Genomic DNA, 3,961 nt, shown 5'->3' on the forward strand with positions numbered 1-3,961 from the left:
CATACGCCAACTGATCCGGACGGACGATGACCTGGGGTGCGGTGACCGGTTGGCTGTCCAGGGCGCGCCTGACGTCGGGGTCGTCCAGCCACACGGTGGTGTCGGCCGGTAGGTCGCCGGCCAGGGACCGCTGTCCCACGAGCACCGACGCGCCGCTGTCGGTGAGCATGAACCGCAGGCGGTCGGCCGGGTACTCGGGGTCGAGGGGCAGAAACGCGCCCCCGGCCTGCCACACCGCCAGCACGGCCACCACCATGTCCACACCACGCGGCAGGCACAGGCCGACGACCGACTCGGCTCCGACGCCGAGCGTGCGCAGGTGGTGGGCCAGTTGATTGGCCCGTGCCAGCAACTCGCCATAGGTCAGCGATTCCTCACCGCACACGACGGCCGTCGCCCGCGGAGCCTCGACCGCACGGGCGGCGATCAGCTCGTGCACCCCGCCCACCTCGGGCAGCGGCCGGGAGGTGTCGTTCCAGCCGTTGAGGGCGTCCTCGCGTTCGGGGGCGGTCAGCACGGGCAGGTCGCCGATGCGCCGGTCGGCGTCGGTGGCGACGGCGTCCAGCAGGACGATCAGGTGGCCGGCCATCCGCTCGATCGTCTCGGCGTCGAACAGGGCGGTGCTGTACTGGAGTTCTCCCGCGAGGGTGCCGTCGGCCTCCCCGAGCGTGACCACGAGGTCGAACCGGACCGGTAGTGCCGAGGCCTGCTGGTCGGGTTGGTCCGGTGTGCCGGCGCTGCGGGACTGTCCGTTGTCGTAGTCGAATAGGACCTGGAAGAGGGGGCTGCGGGAGCGGTCGCGCTCGACGGACAACGCGTCGACGACCTGCTCGAAGGGCAGGTCCTGGTGGGCGTACGCGCCGAGTGCCGTCTCCCGTACGCGGCCCAGCAGTTCCCGGAACGACGGGTCGCCGGACAGGTCCGTCCGCATCACCAGGGTGTTCACGAAGAACCCGATCAGGTTCTCGGTCTCCGCCCGGTTGCGGTTGGCCACGGGGGTGCCCAGGACCACGTCGTCCGTGCCGGCGTACCGGCCGAGCAGGACGTTCACCGCGGCGAGCAGTGTCATCGACAGGGTGGTGCCGCTCTCGCGGGTCAGGTGGCGCAGCCGTTGTGCCGTACCGGCGGGTATCCGGAAGTCCACCGTGCCGCCGTCGCTGGAGCGTACGGGCGGGCGGGGGCGGTCGGTGGGCAGGTCCAGGGTCGGGGCGCCTGCCAGCGTGGTGCGCCAGTAGGAGAGCTGTTCGTCGAGGACGTCGCCGGTGAGCCACTGGCGTTGCCAGAGGGCGAAGTCGGCGTACTGCACCGGAAGCGGCGGCAGCGGGTCGGGGTCGCCCGCACGGAACGCGTCGTACAGGGTGGTGATCTCGTCCCGCAGGATGCGGCCGGACCAGTCGTCGGACACGACGTGGTGGAGTGCGAGCGCCAGCACGTGGTCGTCGTCGGCGACCTTGACGAGGGTGCCGCGGATCAGGGGTCCGGCGGACAGGTCGAAGGGGCGGCGTGCGTCCGCCTCGACGAACGCCCGGGCGGCTGCCAGTGGGTCGGGATCGGCGGACAGGTCGACCAGGGGCAGGGGGAAGGGCGTCGGTTCGTCGATCACCTGGTGCGCCACCCCGTCCGGGCCTGCCACCAGCCTGGTCCGCAGCACCTCGTGCCGGGCCACCAGCGTGGTCAGGGCGTGGTGCAGGGCCGGGAGGTCGAGGGTGCCGGGCCGGCGCAGGGTGGTGGACAGGTTGTACTCGGTGGAGTCGGGTTCCAACTCGGCTAGGAACCAGAGGCGTTGCTGGGCGAAAGACAGGGGCAGCGGCTGGTCGCGGTCGACGGCGACGACCGGCGGGGCGGCCGTGCCGGTGGCGGAGCCGTCCACGGCGGAGGCGAGCTCGCGTACGGTCGGCCGGTCGAACAGTGCCGACAGGGGGACCTCGGCCCCGAACACCTCGCGGATGCGGGAGATCACCTGGGTGGCGAGCAGCGAGTGCCCGCCCAGGTCGAAGAAGTTGTCCTCGGCGCCGACCCGTTCCACGCCGAGGACCTGGGCCCACACCTCGGCGAGGACCCGTTCGGTCTCGGTGCGCGCTGCCACCAGGCCGGTGGGGTCTCGTCGTACGCTGCCGGGCGCGGGAAGGGCGGCCCGGTCGAGCTTGCCGTTCGCCGTGAGGGGGAACTCGGCCAGTTCCACGACGACCGACGGCATCATGTACTCGGGCAGCCGCGCGGTGACGTAGGGGCGCAGTTCGGCAGCCGCGGGGGCGCCCTCGTCACGGTCCGCCGGTACGAGGTAGGCCACCAGGCGGCGTTCGCTGCCCTCTCCGTCGGCCGCCACCACCGCGGACCTGACGGCCGGGTGGGCGGCGACAACCGCCTCGACCTCGCCGGGTTCGATACGGAAGCCGCGTACCTTGAGCTGCTGGTCGGTGCGGCCGAGGAACTCGACGCGGCCGTCGGGCAGTCGGCGCACGCGGTCGCCGGTGCGGTACATCCGCGTCCCGGCGGCGGCGAACGGGTCGGGCAGGAACCGTTCGGCGGTGAGGGCCGGGCGACCGCGGTAGCCGCGCGCGACCTGCGCACCGGAGACGAACAACTCGCCCGGGACGCCCACGGGTACGGGCCGCAGCGCCGCGTCCAGGACGTGGACCCGGGTGTTGGCCAGTGGCCTGCCCAGCGGCACCACTCCCGTGTCGAGGACGTCGGCCGTCAGAGGGTCGGTGAGGACGCCGATCGTGGACTCGGTCGGTCCGTAGTGGTTGACGACGGCTCGGTCCCCGGCGGCCTCGATCAGTGTGGCCAGCCAGTCCGGTGCGGCGCTTTCCCCGCCGAGCATGACTCCACGGGCGGGGAGCACCTGGGCCAGGCCGGCGTCGGCGGCCAGCGCCGCGAGGTGCGAGGGCACGACCTTGATCCAGTCGACGGCCCAGGTGGTGAGGTGGGCGGCGACCGCGCGTCCGTCGACCGCCGCGGCGGCGTCCAGGACGTGCAGGGTTCCGCCGGACGCCAGGCAGCCGAAGACGACGGTGTTGCCGAGGTCGGTGACCACGGGCTGGAGCAGGCCGAACCGGCCGCCGTCGGTCCACCCGGCGCGGTCCACGACGGAGGTGACGTAGTTGACGACGCCCGCGTGGGTGACCTGCACACCCTTTGGGCGGCCCGTCGAACCGGAGGTGTAGATCACGTACGCCAGTTGGTCCGGGAGCACGGCGGCGCCGGGCGAGCCGGCCGGCATGGCGGTCACCGCGGCCCGTACGGCCGGGTCGTCCAGGACGACGGTCCGCAGCCGGCCGACGGGCAGTTCGTCGACCAGGTCCTCGGTGCCCACGAGCACCGTGGCGCCGCTGTCGGCGAGCATGAACGCCAGTCGTTCGACGGGGTATTCGGGGTCCAGTGGCAGGTAGGCGCCGCCGGCCTGCCAGACGGCGAGGACGGCCACGATGGTGTCGGCGCCGCGGGGCAGGCAGACGGCGACCACCGACTCGGTGCCCACGCCGATGCCGCGCAGGTAGTGCGCGAGCCGGTTGGCCCGGGCCGTCAGGCCGCCGTAGGTGAGGGTCTCGGCGCCCGCGACGACCGCCACGGTGTCCGGTGCGGCCGCGGCCCGCGCGGCGATCAGTTCGTGCGGTCCGGCCGCCGACGGCACGGGCGCGTCGGTGTCGTTCCAGTCCCGGAGCACCTGGCGCCGCTCGTCGGCGGTGAGGACCGGCAGCCGGGACAGCGTCGTCCCGGCGTCCTGGGCCACGGCGGTCAGCAGGGTGACGAGGTGGCCCGACATCCGCTCGATCGTCGCGGCGTCGAAGAGCGCGGTGCTGTACTCGAACTCCCCGGCCAGGCCGCGTCCGCCGTCGCTGAGGACCAGCCGCAGGTCGAACTTCGCGACGACACCGCCGTCGGCCGCGTCGGCGGCGGTGAGGTCGGTGTCGCCGTCCGGGGTCTCCGCGAAGTCGTAGTTGAGCAGGGCCTGGAACAA

At 73.1% G+C, this 3,961-nt stretch carries 1 protein-coding gene; it reads right to left on the minus strand.

The genetic code is table 11. The features are described from left to right. On the minus strand, positions 1-3,961 hold a 3,961-nt coding region (locus tag AAW13_RS43790; RefSeq protein ID WP_143145122.1), incomplete at both ends, for a non-ribosomal peptide synthetase.

The organism is Streptomyces humi, assembly GCF_001005085.2.
In the GTDB taxonomy this organism is placed as follows: Bacteria; Actinomycetota; Actinomycetes; order Streptomycetales; family Streptomycetaceae; genus Streptomyces; species Streptomyces humi.